General features: G+C 65.2%; 17 protein-coding genes. 12 read left to right on the forward strand and 5 right to left on the reverse strand.

Annotated elements, in window-relative coordinates:
• The first annotated feature begins 183 nt into the window (after positions 1–183).
• The 5 genes from ASD28_RS16755 to ASD28_RS16775 all read left to right on the forward strand — a co-directional run bounded on the left by ASD28_RS16755 (position 184) and on the right by ASD28_RS16775 (position 8,626).
• Positions 184–2,925: a DUF4214 domain-containing protein gene (locus ASD28_RS16755; protein WP_056130260.1), complete on the forward strand. Its 2,742-nt coding sequence runs from the start codon at positions 184–186 to the stop codon at positions 2,923–2,925.
• Positions 2,926–3,296: 371 nt separating this feature from the next.
• Entirely contained in the window at positions 3,297–5,102 is a 1,806-nt protein-coding gene (locus tag ASD28_RS16760; protein WP_056130262.1) for a type I secretion system permease/ATPase, read from the forward strand.
• Positions 5,102–6,484, forward strand: coding sequence for an HlyD family type I secretion periplasmic adaptor subunit (locus tag ASD28_RS16765; protein ID WP_056130265.1), 1,383 nt, complete (start codon positions 5,102–5,104; stop codon positions 6,482–6,484). The genes ASD28_RS16760 and ASD28_RS16765 overlap by 1 nt, the downstream gene beginning before the upstream one ends.
• On the forward strand, positions 6,481–7,824 hold the full coding sequence (locus ASD28_RS16770) for a TolC family outer membrane protein (RefSeq protein WP_229412011.1): 1,344 nt from the start codon (positions 6,481–6,483) through the stop codon (positions 7,822–7,824). Before ASD28_RS16765 ends, ASD28_RS16770 begins: the two co-directional genes overlap by 4 nt.
• A gap of 256 nt (positions 7,825–8,080) precedes the next feature.
• Positions 8,081–8,626: a DUF4214 domain-containing protein gene (locus tag ASD28_RS16775; RefSeq protein WP_162252941.1), complete on the forward strand. Its 546-nt coding sequence runs from the start codon at positions 8,081–8,083 to the stop codon at positions 8,624–8,626.
• A gap of 91 nt (positions 8,627–8,717) precedes the next feature.
• On the opposite strand, the gene ASD28_RS16780 is transcribed toward ASD28_RS16775, so the two are convergent.
• Positions 8,718–9,614, reverse strand: a complete 897-nt coding sequence (locus ASD28_RS16780) for a sulfurtransferase (protein WP_056130274.1) — start codon at positions 9,612–9,614, stop codon at positions 8,718–8,720.
• An 83-nt stretch (positions 9,615–9,697) separates the two neighbouring features.
• Positions 9,698–10,921: a TonB-dependent receptor gene (locus ASD28_RS16785; protein WP_156403701.1), complete on the reverse strand. Its 1,224-nt coding sequence runs from the start codon at positions 10,919–10,921 to the stop codon at positions 9,698–9,700.
• Positions 10,922–11,152: 231 nt separating this feature from the next.
• Here ASD28_RS16785 and ASD28_RS16790 point away from each other — a divergent pair, with 231 nt between their 5' ends.
• The 3 genes from ASD28_RS16790 to ASD28_RS16800 all read left to right on the forward strand — a co-directional run bounded on the left by ASD28_RS16790 (position 11,153) and on the right by ASD28_RS16800 (position 17,507).
• Positions 11,153–12,031 (forward strand): MipA/OmpV family protein, encoded by an 879-nt coding sequence (locus ASD28_RS16790; RefSeq protein ID WP_056130280.1) that lies wholly within the window; start codon positions 11,153–11,155, stop codon positions 12,029–12,031.
• 163 nt (positions 12,032–12,194) lie between these two features.
• Positions 12,195–15,689 (forward strand): DNA polymerase III subunit alpha, encoded by a 3,495-nt coding sequence (gene dnaE, locus ASD28_RS16795; protein WP_056130284.1) that lies wholly within the window; start codon positions 12,195–12,197, stop codon positions 15,687–15,689.
• A 201-nt stretch (positions 15,690–15,890) separates the two neighbouring features.
• A complete protein-coding gene (locus tag ASD28_RS16800) occupies positions 15,891–17,507 on the forward strand; it encodes a methyl-accepting chemotaxis protein (RefSeq protein ID WP_056130905.1) in 1,617 nt (538 codons plus the stop codon).
• Here the strand turns inward: ASD28_RS16800 and ASD28_RS16805 are convergent.
• Positions 17,458–18,294 (reverse strand): glycosyltransferase family 2 protein, encoded by an 837-nt coding sequence (locus ASD28_RS16805; protein ID WP_056130287.1) that lies wholly within the window; start codon positions 18,292–18,294, stop codon positions 17,458–17,460. The two genes, ASD28_RS16800 and ASD28_RS16805, sit on opposite strands and share 50 nt — an antisense overlap.
• 97 nt (positions 18,295–18,391) lie before the next feature.
• On the opposite strand from ASD28_RS16805, the gene ASD28_RS16810 reads away from it, so the two are divergent.
• Genes ASD28_RS16810 through waaF form a run of 3 tightly spaced genes read left to right on the forward strand, consistent with a single transcriptional unit; the run spans position 18,392 to position 22,414 of the window.
• Positions 18,392–19,633 (forward strand): O-antigen ligase, encoded by a 1,242-nt coding sequence (locus ASD28_RS16810; protein ID WP_056130290.1) that lies wholly within the window; start codon positions 18,392–18,394, stop codon positions 19,631–19,633.
• Complete coding sequence (gene msbA / locus ASD28_RS16815; protein ID WP_229412013.1) at positions 19,626–21,356, forward strand: lipid A export permease/ATP-binding protein MsbA; 1,731 nt, start codon at positions 19,626–19,628, stop codon at positions 21,354–21,356. The genes ASD28_RS16810 and msbA overlap by 8 nt, the downstream gene beginning before the upstream one ends.
• Positions 21,353–22,414, forward strand: a complete 1,062-nt coding sequence (gene waaF / locus ASD28_RS16820) for a lipopolysaccharide heptosyltransferase II (protein ID WP_056130295.1) — start codon at positions 21,353–21,355, stop codon at positions 22,412–22,414. Before msbA ends, waaF begins: the two co-directional genes overlap by 4 nt.
• Positions 22,415–22,496: 82 nt before the next feature.
• Here waaF and ASD28_RS16825 read toward each other — a convergent pair whose 3' ends face one another.
• Positions 22,497–23,453 carry a VirK/YbjX family protein gene (locus ASD28_RS16825; protein WP_082579149.1) on the reverse strand — a complete coding sequence of 319 codons (957 nt, stop codon included), beginning with the start codon at positions 23,451–23,453 and terminating at the stop codon, positions 22,497–22,499.
• 148 nt (positions 23,454–23,601) lie between these two features.
• Positions 23,602–25,854 carry a family 1 glycosylhydrolase gene (locus tag ASD28_RS16830; RefSeq protein WP_229412015.1) on the reverse strand — a complete coding sequence of 751 codons (2,253 nt, stop codon included), beginning with the start codon at positions 25,852–25,854 and terminating at the stop codon, positions 23,602–23,604.
• A 179-nt stretch (positions 25,855–26,033) separates the two neighbouring features.
• On the opposite strand from ASD28_RS16830, the gene ASD28_RS16835 reads away from it, so the two are divergent.
• Entirely contained in the window at positions 26,034–26,270 is a 237-nt protein-coding gene (locus ASD28_RS16835; RefSeq protein ID WP_056130306.1) for a hypothetical protein, read from the forward strand.
• Positions 26,271–26,389 lie beyond the last annotated feature (119 nt).

Here is a 26,389-nt window from a genome sequence, read left to right on the forward strand (position 1 = left end):
GAAATAACGTGTAAATAAATTGTATTAATGAAGTAAAAATTCGTAGCTTTGTGATGGCTGTCACAACGCTACTTTGGTGGTCTGGCAATATACTTCGCAGTTCTGCAAATAGCGTTCCGTATCTCGGCACGCGAACCGGTAGCAGACTTGGTTTAAACCACAATCTTTAAAGGATTTCACATCATGGCAGCACAAGACTACACCAGCGTAGTGCAGCAACTGTACGTTTCGTACTTCGGCCGTCCGGCCGACTACTATGGCCTGCAGAATTTCGCGGCAGCCCTCGACAAGATGGGCGCACCGAAGGACTTCGCCGCGGTGCAAGCTGCTGTGCAGGCCGACAAGGCAGGCACCACCGCGCTGTCGCAACTGGTGAACAGCTTCAACTCGTCGGCTGAGTCGGTCGCCCTGTACGGCAACGACAACAGCCAGATCGGCATCGGCAAATTCGTCAACGCCATCTACCAGAACGTCCTGGGCCGTGACGCCGACAAATCCGGCTTCGACTTCTGGGTCAACGCCATCAACACCGGCGAACTGACCAAGGCCAACGCCGCCGCCGCCATCACCCAGGCAGCACTGACTAACACGTCGGACCAGGGCAAGCTGGACGCACTGACCGTGCAGAACAAGCTGGCCGTCGCCACCGCCTTCACGACCGCACTGGACACCCCGGCCGAGATCACCTCGTTCTCGGGTGACGCAGCTGCCGCAGCCGCACGTTCGCTGCTGCTGGGCGTGAACAGCAGCACCAACCTGACCGCATACCAGGCCAACATCAACGACACCATCGACAAGCTGGGCAACGTCGTCAACGGCACGACCTTCTCCGTGACCACCGGCGTCGACACGCTGGCAGGCACGAGCGGCAACGACGTGTTCAACTCGCTGAACGTCGCAGCTGACGGCCAGACCGCATCGTCGACCCTGAGCGCATTCGACTCGATCGACGGCGGCGCAGGCAAGGACACGCTGAACGTCTACACCGACGGCACGACCAATGCTTCGATCCCGGCCAATGCCACGATCAAGAACATCGAAACCGTCAACATCTTCAACACCGGCGCCGCTGCAACCGGCCTGACCGACGCTTCGAAATACGCTGGCGTGACCGCCCTGTGGCAGACCGGTGCTGCTGCCAACGTCACCAACCTGTCTGCAACCACGACCGCTGGCTTCCACGGCCTGAACGGTGCAGTGGGTGTCGCTGCTGTTGACGCTGCTGCAACCGCAACCATCGCTCTGGACAAGGCCGTCGAAGGCTCGACCCTGAACGTGACCTCGGGCGCTGCCGGCACGCTGGCTACCGTCGTCGTGGGCGGCACCGTCGTCGACGGCGGCGATGCTGGCTCGGACGTTGGCAACATCAACCTGAACATCACCGGCGGCAAAGATGTCCAGACCCTGATGGTCAACACCGCTGTTGCTACCAACGTGGCATCCACCGCCAACGGCAAGGCAGTCACCACGATCGACGCCAGCGCAAGCACCGGCGCCATCACCTACGCCGACAGCGAAACGACCGTTGCCAACATCAAGACCGGTTCGGGCAACGACACCGTGACCCTGGTTGCTGCAACCGTCAAGGATGACTCGGCTACCACCGCTGACGAAACCGTCAACGCCACCGTCAACACCGGCGCAGGCAACGACAAGATCACCGTCAACGCATCGGGCAACGGCATCGTGACGATCGTCGCTGGCGACGGCAACGACACCGTCAACGTCACCGGCCGCAGCAGCGGCGCGCTGAACGTCGACCTGGGCGCAGGCAACGACACCTTCACCTCGACCGTCGCTATCGGCGCGAACGACAAGATCGACGCCGGCGCTGGCACCGACACCCTGCTGCTGAACCTGGTTGGTTCGGCCAACGTGGGCGCATTCAGCAACTTCGACGCATTCGACGCCAAAGGCCTGGCCAAGGCCCTGGACGTGGACATCCTGTCGCAGAAGAACACCGTCACCGAAATCGTCGCTTCCGCTGACGTCGGCGTCGGCGCTTCGCTGCTGAACGTGGGTTCGGGCGTGAGCTACCGCGTCACCGGCGACACCAACGTCGCCAACGCGCTGAGCCTGACCCAGAAGGTCGCTGGCGACCTGACCGTCACGCTGGACATCGACGAATCGGGCGACGCTGCTACCTCCACCGCGACCAGCGCTGACGCAGCCGTCAACGCCACCAACGCCACCGGCGTGAAAGTCGTGTTCGACTCGTCGTTCGTCGGCGCATCGAAAGCTGCTGGCGACAACGTCTCGGCACTGACCCTGACCGCTGGCGCAGCGAAGACCATCGCTGTCACCTCGGGCGGCGCCAACGCCGAAAACCACCTGACGCTGACCGCCAGCGACGCGCTGACCTCGGTCACCGTCACCGGCGCAAGCGAACTGGTGATCGACTCGGTCACCGGCGCAACCAAGCTGGCATCGATCGACGCATCGGCTGCAACCGGTGGCCTGACCGCCTCGCTGGCTGACGTCGCCAACGGCGGCACCATCAAGCTGGGCACGGGCGCTGACATGATCACCATCACCAGCGCTTCGACCGTCGGTGCTGTCGAGTCGATCTCGGGCTTCGAGAAGACCGCCGCCGCTGCCGTGGGTTCGGATGCAACCGCCAAGGCTGCTGCAATCGCCGACGCCGACGTGCTGTCGTTCGCTGGTACCGTTGCTGCTGACGGCGGCCAGATCTCGAAGGGCGTGCTGAGCTTCACCGGCGCCGGCCCGTCGACCCTGGCTGATGCTGTCGGCCTGGCTGACGGCGCTGCTACCGTCGCTGGCTCCGCTGTCGTGTTCGAATACCTGGGTAACTCCTACGTGTTCGTCCAGGGCGGCGCGACCGACACGCTGGTTCAGCTGGCTGGCATCACCGGCATCAAGAACTTCGCCGAAGACGGTGCTACCGACCACTTCTTCATCGTCTAATCGATGCTTCGGTCGCCATCCGCTCCGGCGGATGGCGCTGAATGACAAGGGCAGGGCGGGTTCGGCGGAACGGTTGTCGCGACTTCTGTAGTGCTGTCGAATGCGGAGCATATCTGCTGGGTGTCGGCCGGATGGATAACACGCACCGGTCCCGGAGCCAACCATGTCCTACGGGGGCCATGCTGCAAAGCGTGGCCCTTTGTGTTTTGTCTGTTGTTACCAACGTAGCGGCCCAACCTCTCCGAGATTTAATCAAATGCGTTATTAAAATGTGATCCTCGTCACATTTTCTCGATCTTTTAGGCGATAATGTCGCGTCTGCTTGATATTGGGTATTTCCATTCATCAAGTACCTCAACGACGGCCTGAAGATGAACAACAAACAATCCCAACCCAAGAACGAGATCGAGCTCGCGCTACGCAGCTTCAAGAGCACCTTCGTGACCGTGGGCACGTTCAGTGCCATCACGAACCTGTTGGCCCTCGTGCCTTCGCTGTACATGCTGCAGGTGTACGACCGCGTGCTGGCGAGCCGCAACGGGATCACGCTGCTCATGCTCACCTTGATCATGCTCGGCGGCTTCCTGCTGCTCTCGGCGCTGGAAATGATGCGCAGCTTCGTGCTCGTGCGCGTGGGCGCCAAGTTCGACATGATGCTGAACAAGCGCGTCTACACGGCGGCCTTCGAGCAGAACCTCAAGAAGGCGGGCGGCAACGCGGGGCAGGCGCTGAACGACCTGACGAACCTGCGCCAGTTCCTGACCGGTAACGCACTGTTCGCATTCTTCGACGCGCCGTGGTTCCCGATCTACCTGATCGTCATCTTCTTCTTCGAGCCCTGGCTCGGCCTGTTCGCGCTGTGCGGTACCGCCGTGCTGATCGTGCTGGCCATCGTCAACGAAAAAGTGTCGCGCGCGCCGCTCAGCGAAGCCAACACCATGGCGATCATGGCCGGCACGCTGGCGACCAACAACCTGCGCAACGCCGAAGTCATCGAATCGATGGGCATGCTGCCCAACCTGATGAGCCGCTGGTTCAAGCTGCACAGCCGCTTCCTGAACCTGCAGGCGGACGCCAGCCAGAAGGCCGGCGTCGTCGGCGCCATCACCAAGTTCGTCCAGTCCTCGCTGACGTCCGGCGTGCTCGGTTTCGGCGCGCTGCTGGCGATCGACGGCCGCATCACCCCGGGCATGATGATCGCCGCGTCCATCCTCGTGGGCCGCGCGCTGGCGCCGGTGCAGCAGGTGATCGCGGTGTGGAAATCGTGGGCGAGCACCCGCAGCGCCTATGGCCGCCTGGCGGAACTGCTGAACGGTAATCCCGAGCGCAGCGCCGGCATGGAACTGCCGAAGCCGGAAGGCATCCTGACGGTCGAAGGCGTCACCGCGGCCCCGCCGGGCGCGGCGCAGGCCGTCGTGCGTGGCCTGTCGTTCGCCATCGCGCCGGGCGACGCGCTGGGCGTGGTCGGTCCGTCCGGCTCCGGCAAGTCGACGCTGGCGCGTCTGCTGGTGGGCGTCTGGCCCGCCGCGGGCGGCAAGGTGCGCCTCGACGGCGCCGACATCTACAGCTGGAACAAGGGCGAACTGGGCCCGAACATCGGCTATCTGCCGCAAGACATCGAACTGTTCGGCGGGACCGTCAGCGACAACATCGCCCGCTTCGGCGAAGTCGATCCGGAAAAAGTGGTCGATGCCGCCAAGCGTGCGGGCGTGCACGACATGATCCTGCACCTGCCGAAAGGCTATGACACGCCGCTGGGCGATGCCGGCGCCGGCCTGTCCGGCGGCCAGAAGCAGCGCCTGGGCCTGGCCCGCGCCATGTACGGCGATCCGGCGCTGATCGTCCTCGACGAACCGAATTCGAATCTCGACGAGATCGGCGAACAGGCGCTCGTGCAGGCCGTGCTCGACCTGCGCCGGCGTGGCAAGACGATCGTCCTGATCACGCACCGCACCAGCATCATCGGCGCCACCAGCAAGCTGCTCGTGATGCGCGACGGCGTCGGCCAGATGTTCGGCCCGACCGACCAGGTGCTGGCCGCCCTCCAGGAAGCGAACCAGAAGGCGGCGCAACAGCAGGCCGCCGCCCAGCAGCAGGCAGCCCAGCAGGCCGCGCAGGCACGTGCCCAGGCCATGCAGGCGCAGGCGCCCGCAACGACGGAACAAGGAAGCAAATAATGAAGCTCGTGAAACACAACGATGCGCGCAAGGAAGCGGGCAAGCCCGCGGCCACCGAAGTGATCACCCATGACGTCGAGCCGTTGACCGTCAACACCGATGCGCGCGCCTACGCGCGCCTGGGCTGGCTCATCGTCCTGCTCGGCGTCGTCGGCTTCCTGGTCTGGGCAGCGTTCGCGCCGCTCGACAAGGGCGTGCCGATGTCCGGCACGGTCGCCAAGGAATCGAACCGCAAGGCCGTGCAGCACCAGACCGGCGGCACCATCCAGGAAATCCTCGTCAAGGATGGCGACGTCGTGAAGGCGGGGCAGGTGCTCGTCCGCATGAACGGCGTCACCGCCAAGGCGGGCTACGACATCACCGAGGCCCAGTACCTCAACGCGCGCGCCACCGAGGCGCGCCTGCTGGCCGAGCAGGCCGGCGCGAAGACCATTCGCTTCCCGGACGAGCTGACGAAGCGCGCCAGCGATCCGCGCGTGGCCGAGACGATGACCCTGCAAAACCAGCTGCTGGCCTCGCGCCAGGCGTCGCTGCAGAGCGAGCTGGGCGGCGTGGACGAGAACATCGCCGGCCTCAAGTTGCAGATCCAGGGCCTGCAGGAAGGCCGCGAGAGCAAGAAGGCCCAGATGGGCTTCCTCAAGGAACAGCTCGCGGGCATGCGCGACCTGGCGAAGGATGGCTACGTCGCCCGCAACCGCCTGCTGGACCTGGAGCGCACCTACGCCCAGCTGCAGGGCGAGATCTCGGAAGACATCGGCAACATCGGCCGCGCCCAGCGCCAGGTGATGGAACTGACCCTGCGCAAGGCGCAGCGCGTGCAGGACTACCAGAAGGAAGTGCGCACCCAGCTGAGCGAGACGCAGAAAGAGGCGGAAGCCCAGGGCGCGCGCATGAGCGCCCAGCAATTCGAACTGTCGAACGTCGACGTCAAGGCGCCGGTCGACGGCACCGTCGTCAACCTGGCCGTGTTCACCAACGGCGGCGTCGTGCCGCCGGGCTTCAAGATGATGGACATCGTGCCGGCCGACGATCCGCTGATCGTCGAGGGCCAGCTGGCCGTCAACCTGATCGACAAGGTGCACAAGGGCCTGCCGACCGAGCTGATCTTCTCGGCTTTCAATGCCAACCGCACGCCGCGCATTCCGGGCGAGGTCGAGACGGTGTCCGCCGACCGCAGCGTCGACGAGCACACGGGCGTGCCGTACTACAAGGTGCGCGTGAAAGTGACGCCGGAAGGCGCGAAGATGATCGCCGCCCACCACATGGCCATCCGCCCCGGCATGCCGGCGGAACTGTTCGTCAAGACGGGCGAGCGCACGATGATGAGCTACCTGCTCAAGCCGGTCTTCGACCGTGCCCATTCGTCGATGAGCGAGGAATGACGATGGCGCGAGCGATCAGGACGGCCGTGGCCGCGGCCGCATTGCTGGCGCTGGCCGCCGGCAACGCGGGCGCGATCAGCCTGCAACAGGCCTACGAGGCGGCACTGAAGAACGATCCGCAGTACCGCATGCATTATTACGAGAAGGAATCGGCGCAGGAAAACGAGATCCTCGGGCGGTCGAACCTGCTGCCGCAGGTGTCGGCCAGCTATTCGGCGAACCGCAACGTGGCGGACCTCAACCAGTATTCGTCGCAGTACAACATGTGGTTTCCGAGCCACCCCCGCTACATCAGCCGGTCGTCCGCCATCCAGGTGCGCCAGCCGATCCTGAACCTGGACGGCATCGTGCGCTACCGCCAGGGCAAGGTCCAGGCGAAGCAGGGCGCCCAGCAGTTCGAGGCGGATACGAACGACGTGATCCTGCGCGTCGTCGGTGCGTATGCCGATGCCCTGTTCGCCGAAGACCAGGTGGAACTCGCGCGCGTGCAGCGCGATATGTACCAGGAGCAGATGAAGGTCAACGCGCGCCTGTTCGAAAAAGGCGAGGGCACGAAAACCGACATGCTCGAGACCAAGGCGCGGTTCGACCTCGCGGAAGCCCAGCTGGTGGAAACGCAGGACAACGCCCAGGCGATGCGCGACACGCTGGCCGGCGTCATCGGCATGGAACCCGGCACGCTCGACAAACTCGGGACGAATTTCCACTTCCAGCCGCTGAAGCCCGCGTCGATGGACGAGTGGCGCAACATCGCGCTCGCGCACAATCCGCAACTGCTGTCCGCGCGCCTGGGTGTCGAGAACGCGCGCCTGGAGATCCAGCGCAACAAGGCGGGCCATGCGCCGCGCGTCGATTTCATCGCGGCCTACAGCAAGGACGACTCGGCGTCGCTGCAGACTTACCAGCAGAACTCCGTGAACCGCACGATCGGCGTGCAGGTCAACATCCCGATCTACCAGGGCGGCGCCATCAGCGCGCAGACGCGCCAGGCCGCCGACAACTGGAACCGCGCCCAGTCCGACCTGGACAACCGCACGAACCAGGTGCTGGTCGAGCTGCGCAAGGCCTACGACCTCGTGCAGAACAGCGTGGCCAAGGTCACGGCGCTGGAAACGGCCGTCGCGTCCGGCAAGGAGCTGATGGTCGCCACCGAGCAGAGCATCAAGGGTGGCGTGCGTATCAATCTCGACCTGCTCAATGCCCAGCAACAGTTGTACTCGAGCCAGCGCGATCTCGCGCAGGCGCGCTATTCCTACCTGCTCGGTCTGCTGCGCCTGCGCGCGGCGGCCGGCACGCTCGGCGACAGCGACGTGCGCGAAGTGGCGGCTTATTTCCGCTGACACGTTCTCTGTCTGACACTCACGAGGCCCGCTGCGTTCCGCGCAGCGGGCCTTTTTGTTGGCTATCCGAGAAGTAACAATTACACTCCGGAATGTAAGTAGTTACTTCTCTTGAGAAATACTATCCATGAGGAACTCGGCCCGTTGCGCCTGAGTTCGGTGCGCCTCCCGTCCATCAATTCATGTAGCATGAATTTACAACTGTTAGATGGAGGCAGCGATGGCTGACAATGTGAGTGAAATTCAGAAGCTGTATGTGGAATATTTCGGACGTCCCGCGGATCCCGAAGGCTTGAACTTCTGGGTCAGCGCCATGAACCAGGATCCGAACGTGATCACGCAGATCCAGCACGACTTTGCGACGTCGGCTGAATACCAGGCGAATTACGGCGGCAGGAGCAACCACGACGTGGTGGAAGCGGTGTACCACAACATGTTTGGCCGCGAAGGCGATGCGGAAGGCGTGAAATTCTGGACCGACGCCCTCGACAACCACATCCTCAGCATCGAGCACGTGGTCAGCGAGATGGTCAAGGCGGCGCAGACTGCGCACAATGCCGACAGTGTCGTCTTCAACGGCCGCCTCGCCGTCGCCGTCGAGTACACGAACCACCTCGACACGGCGGCCGAGATTTCGGCCTACATGGGACCGAAGGCGTTCGACATCTCGTCCGGCCTGATCGACTCGATCGTCGACCTCGCCAGCGCCGCCATGGCGCGCGACCCCGGCGTCATCGATGCCAATATCGCCCAGATCGTGGGCAGCGCACAGGGCGTCGAAGCGCCGCACTTCGTGGCTTGAATCGGGTGAGGATGGCACGCACTCTGCGCAAGACGCGCTCGTGATTTACATCGTGCCGGCTCCCGCTGCAGTATCGGGCGGGAGTTTTTGATTATGCGGCCGCGGCGTCCCCGGCGGCGGATTCGACCGTTGCCTTGCCACCCGCGCAATGCGGGCACGATTTCCCCACCACATACTCCGGCGACAACTGCTGCCGCGGCGTCACGACGGCACGGCACGCGAAGCATTGCACGGTCTCCGTCGGTTCCAGCTTCGGATTGAGTGCGGTGCGATAGTCGAACACGAAGCAGTCGCCCGTGTAGTGGTCGCCGCCCACTTCCTCGAAATACTTCAGGATGCCGCCGTCGAGTTGATAAACGCGGTCATAGCCGATGTTTTGCATGTGGATCGCGGCTTTTTCGCAGCGGATGCCGCCCGTGCAGAACGTCACGACGGTCTTGCCCTTGAGCTCGTCCTTGTGTTTCTCGACGACTTCCGGGAATTCGCTGAACTTGTCGATGCGGTAGTCGAGCGTGTTGTCGAACGTGCCGACGTCGACTTCGAACGCGTTGCGGGTTTCCATCATGACGACCGGGACGCCGTCGTCGTCATGGCCCTGGTCGAGCCAGCGCTTGAGCGTCTTCGGCGCCACGGAGGGCGCCCGGCCCAGTTCAGGCTTGATCAGCGGCATGCGCATCGTGATGATTTCCTTCTTGATGCGAACCAGCATGCGGCGGTGCGACTGTTCGGTCGACACGCTTTCTTTCCACTCCAGGTCGGCCAGGCGGGCGTCGCTGTGCACCCAGGCGAGGTACTGGTCGATCTCCGCGCGCGGGCCGGAGACGAACATGTTGATGCCCTCCGGCGTCAGCAGGACCGTGCCCTTCAGGCCCAGCTCGTTGCACTTCGCCTGGTATTGCGGGCGCAATTCTTCGAGGTTGTCGAGGGTGACGAACTTGTAGGCGGCGATATTGACGTGCATGATCGTGAATGCGGGAGAACGTGACATGAAGCCCGCTATTATAAGTCAGCTGCGGGCCGTACGCGTCGCTTTCCCGGCACGGACGTCCGTTCATGCACGCCGGACCAGCGTCAGAACCAGTAGCCGAGATTCAGCGTCAGGCCACGGGTGACGTTGCTGCGCACGTAAGAGACGCCCGCACGCAGGAAGCTGTGGCGGTTCGAGGCGTTGCGGTTGGTGCCGAGCGTGACGCCGATCTCCTGGCTGTTGCTGACATACGGTTTCTCGCCCAGGTAGCGGGTGTCGATCAGCGAGAACTCCGCGGCCGTGTCGGCGCCGAAGGCCGTCGTCGGCAGCGAGGCCATCAGGCCATTGCGCGTCATCTTCAGCTTGATGTCCGGATCGAACGAGTAATCGCCGCTGCGGAACTTGCCCGTTTTGTACAGGGCGATCATGTTGCCGACCGCGAGATCGACGCCGCCCAGGGGAATGACGTACGTGCTCATCAGCGAGGCGGATGCGACGGTGGAGACGGTGGCGCGGTCGAGCGACGCCACGGCGGAGTAGCGCACGCCCGGCGTCAGGGTCCAGTTGTCGCTGACCGGCAGGCGCACGGCCAGGCCGAGCCCGAAGTTGTAGGCGTGGGCGTTGCCCGTCTTCGCATCCATGATGGGCATGCTCAGCACGACCTGGCGCCGTGCGTCGCTGTCGCTCCGCCAGGTGTAGGAAAGGGGCAGGCTGGTCGTCTTGACCTGTTCGCCGCCGCCGCTCACGTTGTAGGTCGAGTAGCCCAGGCCGACGCCGATCAGGTTGTTCGGTGTGCCGGCCGTGCCGCCCGTGGCGATCTTGCTGGCGGTATCGAAGCCGGCTGCGAAGTCGGCGGTGCCGAGCATCGGGATGAGGCCGCCGGCGCCGGTCAGGGCGCTCGAGGCCGAGTGCTGCGACTGGTAGCGCAATACCTTGCCGAGGATATCGGATTTCTTCAGGAATTCGACGAGTTGTTCCTCGGAGTCGTCACGCGTCGCGCCCGTGAAGGCGCCGCTCATGCCGAGTTCCGGGAAGTTGTAGCTCAGCGTGGTGGAGGCGGTCGCGTAGCGCAGGACGACGTTGATGTCGTCGAAACGGCCTTGCGCCTGGGCGACCGAGTTGTCCCGGTAGCCGCTATTGCTCAGCGTGAAGTTCTTTGCAGAGTCGATGAAGGTATCGACGTTGGACGCGCACAGCGTCTGGCCTGCCGTGCCGTTCACGTCCGCGCGAAAACCGAACGATTTCTGGCAATCCAGTTGTTGGGCGGCCGCCGGCAGCGCCATGGTGCCCGCCAGTGCGACGATAAGAGTCGTTTGCTTCAAATGCATGAGTTTAACCCGTAGTTAATAATTGTTGTGGTGTAGCATTATATTTATGAGAAGATTAATGTTGACCATCATTTAATAATTATTGTTGTTATTTGGTCGCGATCTTTTGCCGCCGCGTTCGGCGGGACAAAGTCGGCTCATAAAAGTTCGCTGGCGCATATGAGCCGCCGCAAACGGCCGTATTGACGTCTCCCCTTAGGATGGTTTGCATCTTTCAACGAGGGGTGAATCATGACGAAGCCAACATTATTCGGGACCGGGTTCGCGCTGGCCGGCGCCCTCCTGTTCGCGGCGCATGCGGGCGCGCAGGAAGTGATCCCGGTCGAGATGCCGCAGGAAGTCAATATGGTGGGAGCGGGTGCGTTCGGGCTACCGGACTTTCCCGGTTCCGAGGATTACCATGCCGAAGGTGCGGGTTTCCTGCATGCGAACTTCGGCAATGGCATGTGGCTGCGCGTGATCGGCCCGGAGGTCAAGCTGAACGTGCTGCCGTCCAACATGAACCTGCCGCAGACCTTTATCCCGCTCAACAGCCTGCGGGCCGGTTTCCTGTACCGGGCGCGGCCGACGCGCGACACGGACGTCGACGATGCCGTCGTGCGCCAGATGCGCCGGATCCCGGCCGCGTCCGAGCTGGGCATCTTTGCCAGCTACGACCTGCCGATGGCCGGCGACCCGCTGCACAAGATCGTGTTCAGCGGCGACGTCGCGTGGAACACGAACAATCTGTACACGGGCGCCACCGGCAGCATCAAGGCGACGTATTTCTATCCGTTCCCGCAGGGCCTGGGCGGGCGGCCGCTGCTCGGCTCGGCCGGCTTCAGCCTGTTCTTCGCGAGTGACCATTTCAACGACCGTTATTTCGGCATCAACGGCGCGGATCTCGCCGCGTTCCCGGAGCAGGGCGGGACGCCATACCGGGCCGAGGGCGGGCTCACGTCGATCCGGGTCCCGTTCCAGCTGATGTCGCAGTTCGACCGGCACTGGGGCGTCACCCTGGCCGGGCGCTACGAGCGGCTGCTGGGGGATGCGAAGGACAGCCCCATCGTGGACCGACGCGGGAGTTCGAACCAGTGGGTGTTCGGGGGCGCGATCCATTACGCGTTCTGAATATGACCGTCGTCCCTGCGAAAGCGGGAACCCATACCGAGTCGATCAGGACGCTCAGCATGGGTTCCCGCCTCCGCGGGAACGACTTGCTGAGGTCTTGTCAAGAGGAACACGGTGCCTGGATGCAACCCTCCATTCCGGCCGTCCGAGGTAAAATGACAGGATGACTTCCCCGATCTTCACCCACCTCCGCGTCCATACCGAATACTCGATCGTCGACGGCCTCGTCCGTATTGACGACCTCGTGGCTGCCGCCGTCAAGGACCAGCAGCCGGCGGTGGGTGTCACCGACCTGGCCAACGCCTTCTGCCTCGTGCGCTTCTATAAAGCGGCGCGCGGCAAGGGCGTCAAGCCGATCGTCGGGGTGGATGCGTGGATCACGAACGACGAGAACCGCGACAAGCCGTTCCGCCTGCTCATCCTGTGCAAGAACAAGACGGGCTATCTGCAGCTGTGCGAGCTCGTGTCCAAGGCGTGGCTGACGAACCAGTACAAGGGCCGGGCCGAGATCCGCGTCGAGTGGCTGGAAGCGCTCGCAACCTCCGTCTCCACGCTGGAGCCGGACGTGCCGCAGTCGAATGGCCTGATCGTCCTGTCGGGCGCCCAGTTCGGCGACATCGGCCAGGCCATCGACAACGGCGACCTGGACAAGGCCGAGGCGTGCGCGCGCCGCTGGGCGCAGCTCTTCCCGGGGCACTTCTACGTGGAGATCCAGCGCGCCGGCCAGCCGAACCAGGAACAGCAGGTGCGCCATTCGGTGGCGCTGGCGAACCGGCTCGGGCTGCCCGTCGTCGCGACGCACCCGGTGCAGTTCATCAGCAAGGACGAATTCATCGCCCACGAAGCGCGCGTCTGTATCGCCGAGGGCGAGATGCTGGCCAACGCCAAGCGCGTGCGCCGCTTCAATGAAGGCATGTGCTTCAAGTCGCAGGCCGAGATGGCCGAGCTGTTCAAGGACTTGCCGGGCGCGCTCGCCAACTCTGTCGAGATCGCCAAGCGCTGCAACGTCACGCTGACGCTCGGCAAGCCGCAGCTGCCGAACTTCCCCACGCCGGGCATGACGATCGACGAATTCCTCGTCGCGGAAACGAAGAAGGGCCTGGAAGAGCGCCTCATCGAGCTGTACCCGGATCCGGTGCAGCGCGAGAAGGAGCGCCCGCGCTACGAAGCCCGCCTGGAGTTCGAGAACAACACCATCATCAAGATGAAGTTCCCGGGCTACTTCCTCATCGTGGCGGAGTTCATCCAGTGGGGCAAGAACAACGGCGTGCCGATCGGTCCGGGCCGCGGCTCCGGTGCGGGTTCGCTCGTCGCGTACGCGCTCAAGATCACCGACCTCGATCCGCTGAAATACAACCTGCTGTTCGAACGTTTCCTGAACCCGGAACGCGTCTCGATGCCCGACTTCGACATCGACTTTTGCCAGGAAAAGCGGGAACTCGTCATCCAGCACGTGAAGGACCTGTACGGCCGCGACGCCGTGTCGCAGATCGCCACGTTCGGTACGATGGCGGCGAAGGGCGCGATCCGCGACGTGGGCCGTGTGCTCGACTTCGGCTATAACTTCTGCGACGGCATCTCGAAGCTGATTCCGTTCAAGCCGGGCAAGCCCGTGTCGATCGCCGAGGCGATCGAAGAAGAGCCGATGCTGAAGGAACGCCTCGAGAACGAAGAAGAAGTGAAGCAACTGCTCGATCTCGCGCAGCAGGTCGAAGGCATCACCCGCAACATCGGCATGCACGCGGGCGGCGTCCTGATCGCGCCCGGCAAGCTGACGGACTTCTGCCCGCTGTACACGCAGGGCGGCGACGCCGGCGTCGTGTCGCAGTACGACAAGGACGACGTGGAGGCGGCCGGCCTCGTGAAGTTCGACTTCCTTGGCCTGACCACTTTGACCATCCTCGACCGCGCCGTCAACTACATCCGCGCGCTCGATCCGGTCGACAAGGATTTCGAGCTGTCCAAGCTGCCGCTGACGGACCGGCCGACCTATAAACTGCTGACGGACGCGAAAACCGTCGCCGTGTTCCAGCTTGAAAGCCGCGGCATGCAGGGCATGCTGAAGGATGCGCGTCCCGACCGCTTCGAGGACATCATCGCGCTCGTCGCGCTATACCGTCCGGGCCCGATGGACCTGATTCCCGACTTCTGCAAGCGTAAGCACGGTGAGAAGTTCGATTATCCGGACCCGCGCACGGAGTCGATCCTGTCCGAGACCTACGGCATCATGGTCTACCAGGAGCAGGTGATGCAGATGGCGCAGATCGTCGGCGGCTATTCGCTGGGCGGCGCGGACATGCTGCGCCGCGCGATGGGCAAGAAGAAGGCCGAGGAAATGGCCGAGCACCGCGCGATCTTCCGCGCCGGCGCCGCGAAGGACGGCCTGACGACCGAGAAGGCCGACGAGATCTTCGACCTGATGGAGAAGTTCGCGGGCTACGGCTTCAACAAGTCGCACGCGGCCGCGTACGCGCTGCTGTCGTATCACACGGCGTACCTGAAGGTCCACCACACCGCCGCGTTCATGGCAGCCAACATGTCGCTGGCCATGGAAGACACGGACAAGATCAAGATCCTCGTCGAGGACTCGATCGACATGTGCGGCCTGACGATCCTGCCGCCGGACGTCAACGAATCGCAGTTCCGCTTCACGCCGGAAGGCCCGCCGCCGTCCGTCACGGGCAAGCCCGTCAAGAACATCCGCTACGGCCTCGGCGGCGTGAAGGGCGCGGGGCAGGGCGCGATCGAGGCGATCATCGCCGCGCGCGAATCGGGCGGCAGGTTCAAGGACCTGTTCGACTTCTGCAAGCGCGTCGACCGCAAGCAGATCAACCGCCGCACGATCGAATCGCTGATCCGCGCGGGTGCGATGGACTGCTTCGGCATCGACCGCGCGGTGCTGCTGGCATCGGTCGCCTTCGCGATGGAAGCAGCGGGACAGGCCGCCGCCGCCGCCAACCAGGTCAGCCTGTTCGGCGGCGACGATTCCGACCTCGTCGCGCCGCCCGACTATGTGAAGGCGACGCCGTGGACGGACCGCCAGAAGCTGGCCGAGGAAAAGACCGCGCTGGGCTACTACTTGTCCGGTCATATGTTCGACTCGTACGCGCAGGAAGTGCGCCGGTTCGCCAAGACCAAGCTGAAGGACCTGGAACCGTCGCGCGACCCGCGCATGCTGTGCGGCGTGATCACGGGCGTGCGCACGCAGCTCACGCAGCGCGGCAAGATCCTCATCGTGTCGCTGGACGACAAGTCCGGCGTCGTCGAGGTCACCATCTACAACGAGCTGTTCGAGCAGCACAAGAACATCTTCCGCGAGGACGAGTTCCTGCTCGTCGTCGGCAAGGTTTCGGAAGACCGTTTCAACGGCGGCCTGCGCATCACGGCCGAGAAGGTGTTCGACATCGCGACGGCGCGCATCCAGTACGGCCACAAGCTGGAGATGGACGTGGCGTGCACGATCGCGCCGGCGAAGCTGGCCGAGATCCTGCAGCCTTACCGCCACGAGAACGGCCTGCCGGTCAGCTTGCGCGTGACGCCGCAGGGCATCCCGTGCACCCTGCAGCTGGGCGACGCCTGGCGCGTGGCGCCGTCGGATGAACTGAAATACGCGCTCGAGCTGCACCTCGGCGCGAAAGAGGTCGCGGTCGAGTATTGACGCGCGCCGTGCGTGCTGTGGTAACTAACTGACAAGAAATATTGTCAACTGTGTTGTTGCGCCGCCTCGTTCCGGCGGCAGTGAGCGCTAACATTGATTGTGATTGCAATTGAGACATTGAGTTAGACAATGTTCGTTGGTAAATATTGATCCACGGATACTTTCCGGGTTTCGGGCGCCGGGATGACGGCGCAGATCAATATGAAAATCACATTTCGTCAAAAACTGTTCCTCCCTTTACTGCTCAGTTGGATCTGCCTTCTCGGGGTGTTCACCGTGAACGCGCTGCAGAGCCGCGCGCTTCGCCTCGAGGAGCGCAAGATCCAGCTGTCGAACGCCAGCGAGATGGCGGTGTCCATCGCCAAGGAATACGCGGCCGCGGCCACTGCCGGCAAGATGCCGGTCGACGAGGCGAAAAAGCAGGTGCTGGACCGTACCCGCGCGTTGCGCTTCGGGACCAGCGGCTATCTCACCATCTATGACGACAAGACCGTGCTGATGCATCCGATCAAGCCGGAACTGGTCGGTACGCCGCTCGGCCAGACGGCCGATCCGGAAGGCCACAAGCCGTACGTCGACGGTATCGCCGCGACGCAGGCGGGTCGCGGCGGCTTCATCGAATACCTGTGGGCCAAGCCGGGCTCGCAAAAGCCCGAGCCCAAGCTGACCTATGTCGAGCCCTACGCGCCCTGGGGCTGGTACTTCATGACGGGCCTGTACATCGACGACCTTGATCATGCTTTCTACGCGCAATTGATTGCGGCCGCCGGCTGGCTGGCCGTCATCGGCGTGCTGCTCAACGCCCTGGTCTGGATGGTGGTACGCAGCGTCGAGTGCTCGATCGGCGGCGATCCGGCCGAGGCCGTCGCCGTCGCGCAGCGCATCGCCGCCGGTGACCTCGGCAGCGACGTGCCCGTGCGTGCCGGTGCCGAAGCGAGCCTGATGGCCGCGATGAAACGCATGCGCGACGCGTTGGCCGGCATCGTCGCCGACGTGCGCTCGGGCACGGACCTGATCGCCACGGCATCGCGCGAGATCGCCAGCGGCAACCTGGACCTGTCGAGCCGCACGGAAGAACAGGCCAGCTCGCTCGAAGAGACGGCCGCGTCGATGGAGGAATTGACGTCGACCGTGAAGAACAGCGCCGAGAACGCGCGCGAAGCGAGCCGGCTGGCCGATTCCGCCGCCGAGGTGGCGGGCCGCGGCGGCGCCGTCGTCGCGCGCGTGGTCGATACGATGGCGTCGATCAACGAATCGTCGGGCAAGATCGTCGACATCATCGGCGTCATCGACGGCATCGCGTTCCAGACGAATATCCTCGCGCTGAATGCCGCGGTCGAGGCCGCCCGCGCGGGCGAGCAGGGCCGGGGCTTTGCCGTCGTGGCGAGCGAAGTGCGCAACCTGGCCCAGCGTTCCGCGACGGCCGCCAGGGAAATCAAGGCCCTGATCGGCGATTCCGTCGCGCGCGTGGACGACGGCGCGAAGCTCGTGGAGGAGGCGGGCGCGACGATGCAGGAGATCGTTGCGAGCGTGAACAAGGTCAGCACGATGATCGGCGCGATCAGCAGCGCCACGCGGGAGCAGGGCGACGGCATCGAGCACATCAACCAGGCCATCGCCCAGATGGACCAGGTGACCCAGCAGAACGCCTCGCTCGTCGAGGAAGCGGCGGCCGCATCGGAAGCGATGCAGGAGCAGGCCGCGAAGCTGGCCCAGGTGGTCAGCGTGTTCCGCGTGGACGCGGCGCCGGTGGAGACCCGCCTGGCCGCTACGGCGCCGGCTGCGCGTGCTCGCGCAACCCGATCGTTGCCTGCGTAATCTTGTTGGCAGCGCGTTCCAGGACGACCTTGCGGTTGCTGGTCTCCTGGTCGCGCTGCGCCTCGCGGTGCCACAGGTGGAATACCTCGGTGGCGAAAGCGCCGTCCTTGCGCCGCACGCCGGCGTGGAACAGCCGCACGACGAGGTCGGAATCTTCATGGCCCCAGCCCGTGAAGCTCTCGTCGAACCCGTTCACTTTCTCCAGGTCGCTGCGCCAGACGGCCAGGTTGCAGCTCTTGATGCGCCGCCAGGTGAACTTGCGCGACGTGCGGCCCAGGTCGGGCCAGCGCAGCCCCAGCGGCTGCAGCGTCTTGTTCAGGTCGCCCCGCAGCCGCCATCCCAGCCGGGTCAGGGGCGCCGTGGCGCTTACATCGATCCCGTCGTCCAGCACCCGGCGCGTCAGGGCCTCCGACATCAGGATGCGGCTGCCCGACACGAGGCATCCGGGTTCGGCCAGCATTCGATGGCGCGCGATGAAATCGCGTTGCGGGATGCAGTCGCCGTCGAGGAAGACGATGTAGCCGCCCGTCGCGGCCAGGGTGCCGCGGTTGCGGGCCATCGCGGCGTGAAAACCCTGGTCGGGTTGCCAGACGTGGCGCAGAAGCACCGGTGACGCCGCCGCCAGCCGCTCCACGCAGGCACGCGTGTTGGCAGTCGAGCCATCATCAGCGATAATGATTTCGAAATTCTTGTCGTTCTGCATAAAACATGCCCGCACCACCGCCTCCAGCGCGTCGGGCCGGTTGTAGGTGGTGATCACGACCGAGATTGTCTGTGCGTGAAGCATAAGGTCCAGTGTACACTCCCATATTTTGGGCACGTCGCCAAACCTCGACGGTTTTGCGAGGTGCCATCAGGGGCAAGAGTATCCCACAAGAACATCGATGAACAGCAATCCGACGAACACGAGGGAACCGATGCGGGTCTGGATCGGCACCCTGGCCTTCCTGTTACCCTTTTTGAGCCTCGTCACCTCGTTCGGCGTGAATCTTGCGAGTTTCCTGTTCCTGGCCAGCGCTTTGATATTCTTCAAACCGAGCCGGGATGCGCTCGTGCGCCACTGGCCGCAGGTACGCTGGGTCGTGCTAGCCTTCCTGCTGCACTTCCTGTTCGTGCTCGCGTGCGCGCTGCTGCGCGGCGAACGGCTCAGCGTGCAGGAAAAGCCGCTGCGCATGCTCCTGTCGGTGAGCGCGCTCGTCCTCGTCGTGGCCATGCGCGCGCCGCGCCGGGCGCTGTGGTGGGGCGCGAGCGCGGGCGCCGTGGCGGCGCTGCCGTTCATCGCCTGGCAGCGTCTCGTGCTGCACATCGACCGGCCGGGCGGATTCGTCAATTCGATCACGTTCGGCGACCTGGCGATGCTGCTGGGGCTGCTGTCGCTGGCCGGCGCGATCGACATGCGCGACCGCCCGCGCGATGCGGTGCTGGCCGGCGCTGGCGCGCTGGCGGGACTCGCCGCGTCCGTGCTGACGGGCACCCGCGGCAGCTGGGCAGCGGTCGCGCTGGCGCTGCTGGTGCTGGGGCGCCACGCGCGCGGGATCGACAGCCGCCGGGTGCGCGCGCTGCTGGCCGGCGGCGTGGCCGTGCTGGCCGCGGCCTGGTTCACGCCGGCGCTGGGCGTGCAGGAGCGCTTCGCCCAGGGCGTCAGCGACGCCCGCATCTGGTACGAGGGCGGCACCGTGTGGACGAACGTCGGCACCCGGCTGGAGTTGTGGAAGGGTGCCATCATGCTGATCCGCGAGCATCCGGTGCTGGGCATGGGTTTCGATGCCTGCCGCGTCCGCCTGGCGGACTATGCGCAGGCCGGCCGGCTCGATCCGTTGGTGCTCCAGCTGCCGCACCTGCATAATGACGTGTTGCAGGCGCTGGCGACGGGCGGCGTCGTCGGCTTCGTCCTCTGGGCCGCCACGCTGGTCGCGCCCCTGCGGTTCTTCCTGCGCCGGCTCGGCCAGGATGCGCGCGGACCGCAGTTCGCGGTCGCGCTGGGCGGAGCGTTCGTGGTGCTGGGCTATGTCGGCTTCGGGCTGACGGAAGTGATTTTCTGGTCTATGAAGGGCAGTCTGTTCTATGCGCTCATGGTGTTTGTGCTCATGGGCTTCTGCCTGAATGCGAAAGAAAAAATTGGATAACAGTGTCATCATCAAGCGCCTGTGGGCGATCCTGAAACCCTATCGCGGGCGCGCCTTCCTGTCGCTGCTCGCGATGGCGTTGACGGCCGCCACCCAGCCGTTGCTGGGCGAGGCCCTGAAGCTGCTGATGGACATGGGCTTCAAGAACAAGGTGCCGTTCAGCCTGTGGTGGATTCCCGGCGTGCTGGTGTCGATCTTCGTCCTGCGCGGCATCGGCACGTTCGCCACCGCCTATTACAACAACTGGGTGCTCTCGCGCGTGCTGAACGACTTGCGCGCGCAGGCCTTCGCGCGGCTGCTGCGCCTGCCGGTCGCGCGCTTCCATGAAGAGTCGACGGGCAAGGTGATCAACACCGTCGTCGGCGACGTGCGCCAGGTCGTGGACATGATCCAGTCCGTGTTCATCTCGTTCGTGCGCGACGTGCTCGTCGTGATCGGCCTGCTCGGCTCGCTGCTGTGGCTGAACTGGATGCTGACCGTCGTCGCGATCGTCGTCGTGCCGCTGACGGCCGTGATCGTGCGCACGACGAGCCGCCGCCTGCGCCACCTGAACCGCGAGAACCAGCGCGTGACGGCCGAGATGACCCAGGTCGTCGAGGAAGCGGCGCGCGGCCACCAGGTGATCCGCGTGTTCTCCGGCGAGAACTACGAGAACCGCAGGTTTTATTTGCGCAGCGAGGCGCTGCGCGGCTTTTCGCAGCGCATGACGGTCGCCTTCGCGGCGACGACGCCCGTGACCCAGATCGCCACGTCGGTGGCGTTGTCGGTCGTCGTGGTGCTGGCGCTGCGGGCCGACATGACGGTCGGCGAGTTCACCCAGTTCGTCACCCTGATGCTGATGCTGCTCACGCCGCTGAAAGCGCTGGCCGAAGTGAACGGCCCGATGCAGCGCGGGATCGCCGCGGCGGAAACCGTGTTCTCCCTGATCGACGCGCCGGTCGAACACGACCCGGGCACGCGCATCATCGCGCGCGCGCAGGGCCACGTGCGCTTCGAGCACGTGAAGTTCCGCTACCCGAACGCGCAGTCGCTCGCGTTGGACGACGTGTCGCTGGAGGTCAAGCCGGGCCAGACCGTCGCGCTGGTCGGCATGTCGGGCGGCGGCAAGTCGACGTTCGTGAACCTCGTCACGCGCTTCTACGAACCGGAAGCCGGCCGCATCCTGCTGGACGGCATTCCGTACCAGGACATCCAGCTGCCGTCGCTGCGCGCCCAGCTGGCGCTCGTCAGCCAGAACGTCGTGCTGTTCGACGACACGCTGCGCGCCAACATCGCCTACGGGGTCGAGCATGTGGACGAGGCGCGCCTCGCCGCGGCCATCCGCGCCGCGCATCTCGACGACGTCGTCGCGCGCCTGCCGGAAGGCGTCGACACGATGATCGGCGAGAACGGCATGCGCCTGTCGGGCGGCCAGCGCCAGCGCGTGGCCATCGCGCGCGCCATCTACAAGGATGCGCCGATCCTGATCCTGGACGAGGCCACGTCGGCGCTGGACAACGAATCGGAACGCGCCGTGCAGGCCGCCCTCGACACCCTGATGGCCGGCCGTACCACGTTCGTGATCGCGCACCGCCTGTCGACCATCGAAGGCGCCGACCTGATCGTCGTGATGGAACATGGCCGCATCGTCGAGCAGGGCACGCATGACGAATTGCTGTCCCGCGGCGGCATGTACGCCAACCTGTATCGGTTGCAGTTCTCGGCGCTGGTGGAAGAAACATGACGGCGAAAGATCGCACCCTCGTCATCTCGCCGAACTGGATCGGCGACGCGGTGATGGCCCAGCCCCTGCTGCGCCTGCTCAAGCAGGCCCACCCGGAGCGCGCCATCGACGTGCTGGCGCCGCCGCAGGTGGTGCCCGTGTGGCGCCGCATCCAGGAGGCGGACGACATCCTGGTGACGCCGTTCCGCCACCGCGCGCTGCAGCTGGGCGAACGGTGGCGCTATGCACGGATCCTGAAGGAGCGCGGCTACAGCGACGCCTACGTCTTGCCCAACACCCTGAAATACGCGCTGATCCCGTGGCTCGCGCGCATCCCGCGCCGCGTGGGCTACAAGGGAGAAATGCGCTACGGGATGGTCAACGTCATGCACCACGACGACAAGCCGCGCCGCTCGATGGTGCCCTTCTACGCGGCCCTCGCGCGCGAGCCCGAGGTTCCGCTGCCGGGCAAGCTGGTGCGGCCCTACCTCGTCGTCGGCGGGGAAGAAACGGAACAGGTCGGCAAGCGTTTCGGCGTGGACTTGTCCCGTCCCCTGGTCGCGTTCGCGCCCGGTGCCGAGTTCGGCATCGCCAAGCGCTGGCCGCCTGCGTACTACGGCGCGCTGGCCGCGAAGGTCGTCGACGCCGTGCCGGGCGTGCAGGTGGTGCTGCTCGGTTCGCCGAACGACCGCGAGACGTGCGACCAGGTCGTGCGGCATGTCGCGGGCGCGGCCGGCGCCGCGGTGCGCAACCTGGCCGGCCAGACGTCGCTCGACGACGCCATCGCACTGCTGGCGCGGGCGAGCGCCGTCGTCTCCAACGATTCCGGCCTGCTGCACATCGCCTCGGCGCTGAACCGGCCGGTCGTCGCCCTGTACGGCTCGACTGATCCGGATTACGCGCCGCCGCTGTCCGAGGTGGCGCGGACGGTGTCGCTGCGCCTGGCATGCTCGCCATGCCGCAAGCGCGAGTGCCCGCTCGGGCATCACGATTGCATGAACAAGATGAGCGTGGAGAGGGTGTGGAGCGAGCTGGTGCCGATTCTGGTGCCGGTAAAGGGCAGTGCGGCAAGAGCTTAGCGTCGTCCCCGCGAAAGCGGGGACCCATGCTGAGTAACTTCGATTCGCTCAGTATGGATTCCCGCGTGCGCGGGAATGACGTTCATCGGCCGCGTAGTCCTTCGCATACCTGGTCGGCGATGCTGCTGACCACCTCATGCCGCTTGCGCGCCTCCGACCGCTTCTTCGACGGGATGCTGTCCAGGTCCGGCGCCGCCACCGGCGCGCAGTCGAGTTCCCAGTCGCCGTCGGCCCGCTTGCGCGCGCCCAGTTCTTCCCACAGCTGGTCATAGTCGGCCAGCACGCGGCCGTTGCGGATCGCCTTGTAGATCACGCGGTTGCGGTTCGACACCATCACCATCCGTTCGCACCCGTAGTCGTGGCCCAGCTGGCGCACCAGCGTCGCCACCAGCTGCTTCGGGCGGATGCCGTGCAGCTCGCGCGTGGCTATGCGGATCGCCTCGCGCGCATCCTCCGTCTTGCCGCCCTGGATGCAGCCGACGCTGACGGCCGGGCGGCCGTCGCGCGGCGCCACCGTGAACGCCACCGTGTACAAGGCCTTGTCATCCTGGGTCAGTTGCAGCACCAGTTCGCCCTCGCGGTCGAACATGTTCACGGTGCGCAGCTGGACCTGGTAGGGCAGGCCGCTTTTACCCGCCGCTTCGGCCAGCACGACGGGCCCCAGGCTGGCGCGCGCCAGCACCTGGCCAAGGCCGCGCTGGAACATGAAGTCGTAATGCGCGCGGATCGCCTCCAGGCGCGTGCGGGCATCCAGCACGTGGCTGATGTACGGACGGTAGACCTTGTACAGGAAGCGCGGGCAATTGCGCACGTAGTCGGAGAATGCCGGATGTGCGTTGAGCAGGTGCAGCCACCGCGGCGTCTGGCGCGGATGCAGCGCGGCGCGCATGCAGATCTTGGCGTATTCGCGGGTGGACTTGAAACCCGCCAGGTGCGGCGGAACGGCGGAGCGCAACGTGACGGCGGGGGAAGCAGGCGGGCGATAGCCTGCATACATACCAGACACCGCGGGTAGCGGCTGGCGAGGGAAGTCGGACATGTGAGTCACACCAAGGTTGCGTAAAGTAACGCTAAGTAACGTAGTGTAACTAAATAAATTCCGCCGGTAAATACACCTTGATCACATTTAATGTAGCGGTAACACGACCGCACGCGGGGGCGCGCGGTCGTGTTTCATCGAGCGTGGATCAGCTGGCGTAATGCGCCGGTTCGACGTCGTCCGCCCGTTTCGACAGCAGCTCGCGGTCGCGCAGGTAGCGGGCCAGCGCATCGCCGAACGATGGCAGCAACAGGCCGCGTTCGCTGCTCATCGCGCTGTTGCGGGGACGGGCGGCGCGCAGGCCGAGTTCGCCGGTCGTGCGTTCCTCCAGCCGGCCGTCGTCGACGCCGGCCGCAGCACACGCCTGGCGTGCCAGGTCGGCCCAGCTCATCGCGGCGCCGTTGGTGAGGTGCCAGAGACCGCACTCGCGGTCGATCAGCAGGTCGAGGCAGGTATTCACCAGGTCCGGCACGTACGTCGGCGACACGACCTGGTCGGCGGCCGCCGCGAACGGCCGGCCCGCGTCGAGCGCGTCGAGGGCCTGCGTGACGAAGTTGTGTTCGTCCCACGGACCGAAGAACGCGCTCGTGCGGATGACGAGGGCCTGCGGGTCGGAATCGAGCACGCGCCGTTCCGCATCCGCCTTGCTGCGGCCGTACACGCCCAGCGGCGCCACCTTGTCGGACTCCACGTACGGGCGGTCGAGCGTGCCGTCGAACACGAGGTCGCTGGAGAAGGTCATGAAGCGCAGCGCGTGGCGGATGGCGGCCAGCGCCAGCACGGTCGGGCCGTGCGCGTTTTCGCGCATGCAGCGGTCGACGTCGCCCTCGGCATCGTCCACGCGCACGTAGCCGCCCGCGTTGATGATGGCCCATGGCTTGAAGCGCACGATCGCCGCCTCGACGGAGGCCGGATCGGCGATGTCCATCTCCTGGCGCGTGAGCACGTGGTAGGCGAGGTTACGGCGCTCGCAGATGCGGGCGAAGGCGCGGCCCAGCGTGCCCGTCGCGCCGGTGATCAGGATCGGCTGCGGGAACGTGGAGCGGAACGCGCCGCGTTCGGCGATGTCGGCCACGGCGGTGCGGGTCGCCACCGGCTTCGCGAGGAAGCGGCCTGGACGGCGCCACCAGCCCTGGCCCTGCAGCACGGGGTGCGCCAGCGGCCGGCCGCTGGCCAGTTCGCGCATCAGGTTCGCGACCGCGGTCGGGCGCGGCTGCGGGCCACGCACGTCGAACGGACCGGGCTCGTAATAGCCTTTGCATTCGGTGACGAGGCAGTTCCAGTCGAACGAGCCGAGCAGGGCCCACACGGTGACGGCGCGGATGTCGGCGCCGCCCTGCTGGACCTTCCTGGCGGCGTTCCAGATCTCCACGAGCCAGCGCAATTGATCTTCACGATTGGCATCGATGTGCGCCTCGGTGACGGCGACCGGCAGGCCGTAGCGGTCCCACGTTTCCTGCAGCAACGGGCCGATGCCGGGCGTCGGCGTGGCCAGCACGCGCGGGCATTCGATGTCGGCGTGGGGGACGCCGCGGTAATGGGTGCGGTGGCTTTCCGGATAGCGCTCGACGCGGTGGTCGAGCCAGCGCTCGCTGGTGATGTAGTAGTTGACGCCGATGATGTCCGGCGGGCAGTTGTTCTCCTTGAACCACAGCAGCTCGTCGGCGCCGGCGCCGTTCTCGAGCAGGTAGTCCCACAGCGCGTGGCCGGGGTCGATCTTCCCGCACAACATATCCCACGCCAGCCAGCGGCGTTCGTTGAAGAAATTCGCGATCTCCGCCATCTCGGGCGTGCCGTAGGTGCGCGACAAGTCGTCGGTCTGGACCAGCTTCGCGTTCGGGTTCACGGCGCGGATCGCGCGCATCGACAGCACGACGGCGCGGCACTGGTTGATGAGGGCGCGGATGAAGCCATCCTCGCTCGTGTCATGCGGATACCAGACGCCGTTGAGGCCGGAAAAGCGCGCGGTCGTGCACGGTTCATTGACGGGCGTCCAGTACTCGACCCACGGGTAGCGGCGCGCGACGGCGCCGGCATATTCGGCCAGTTTCTCGGCGAAGTCGGGGGACATCAGGCTCGTGTGGCGCGGGCCGCTGCCATGGTGGACGAGGCCGACGATGGGCGTCACGCCCAGTTGCTGCAGGACGGGCAGGCGTTCGTCGGACCACGACCAGTCGGCGGAGTCGATGCCGTCGGGTGCGGTACGTTCCCACAGCACGGGGTAGCGGATGGCGCGAATGCCGAGCGAAGCGAACCGCTCCAGGTCCTGAAGCCGTTCGGCATGTCCGTTGCGTTCCATTTGGGAGAAGTACTGATCGCGTACGCGGTTGACGGTGCATTCGAGGCCGCCCCAGAGCTGGAGTGGCGAGCTTGCTGGCTGGATATGGTTGTTGAGATTCATGTGCATGTCCTGCTGTTGATCCAAGACGTAAGCCTAGACGCCGATGCCGGCTTCTTGTGTGGGATGGCGAACATATAGACCGGATTTAGGACAAGTCCTACGTACTATCGGTCTTTGCTATGACTCCCGTCTTGACATGCCGACCGTGCGCCCACACGATGCAGGCAGGAGGGCACACGATGTACATGGTCTACTGGACGATCGAAGAAGATGGGCGCCAGGCCCCGCACGCGCAGGGGTTCGACACGACCGCGATGGTCGAGGCGATGCGCTTCATGGAAGACCTGCGGCGGCGCCAGCGCGAAGGCGAGCGCATCCGCTTCGTGACGATGTGTTCCGAGCACCCGGACGTCGTCGGGCATCCGGGCGTGGATGTGACGGGGCCGGAGTACGACTGGAAGAAGCGGCGGCGGTAACTGTCGGACGCTGCCTATGAACGTCGTCCCTGCGGAGGCAGGGACCCAAGTGCTGCGGGCACAGCCGCGGTACATGCAAATTGGGCCCCCGCCTGCGCGGGGGCGACGGTTTCCAGCGC

The organism is Massilia sp. Root133 (assembly GCF_001426525.1).
GTDB classification, from domain to species: Bacteria; Pseudomonadota; Gammaproteobacteria; order Burkholderiales; family Burkholderiaceae_D; genus Telluria; species Telluria orientalis.